A 772-nucleotide genomic window follows, 5' to 3' on the forward strand; every position below is an offset into this window, starting at 1 on the left:
ATCGGGCTCGTGGTGACGTCGAGGTCGCCCGACCACGCCCGGGTCAGGGGGGCGCTGACGGCGGCCGCCAGCAGGTTGACGCCCGGTCGCACGAAATCCACGTCGGTCTTTCCGGGGATGGCGCCAAGCAAGCAGTCGTGCGTCGTCATGTCGTTGATCTCGACGCCGAAGCCGTGATCCAGGAGAAACTCCTCAATCCGCTGCGCCTGCTTTTTCGCTTCCCCGCGATCCTCGTGATAGATCAGCACAGTGTCGGTCGTCTGGCAGCGCAGGACGCCGCCGCGCTGAAGCTCGAGCAGCATCGCATCGGTTTCCTCCAGCGTCACCGTGGCGGCCTTGTTGTTGAGCGGCGAACTGGCATCCTTCTGAAACTGCCTCAGGACGTTGAGCAGCATGCTTTCCTGCGTCAGGGCGGCCTTGCGGACCAGCCACTCGAGTTCGCGCACGGACTCGGCCTTGCTCTGCGTCCGGATCCGCTTTACCCGCCGGATGCGGTAGCCGAGCTCAGACAGGCCGTCGAATGTGTCGTTGCCAAAATCCAGGGCTCCTGCTTCCAGGCGGCGCGGATAGGTGTTGATCTGGACCGCCCGCACATTGAGACGGTTATGTGCGTGGCCCAGCCACAGCGGGCGGCCGCCGTACAAAGGGCTGTCGACAAGCTGCGGAGCCAGGAACTCGTAAGGATCGACCGAGACTGGGCCGTCGTTGACCGAGATGGTCGAGCGTAGAAAGGACGCCAGCGCATCCCCCTCCAGGACTTCGGCGTTCATGA

At 64.1% G+C, this 772-nt stretch carries 1 protein-coding gene; it reads right to left on the reverse strand.

Annotation, left to right across the window (positions count from 1 at the left end):
* Nucleotides 1-772, reverse strand: a 772-nt coding sequence (locus tag AC5JJ6_RS38935) for a hypothetical protein (protein ID WP_496047185.1), incomplete at both ends; no start/stop codon positions are given.

Source organism: Skermanella sp. (genome assembly GCF_059503625.1).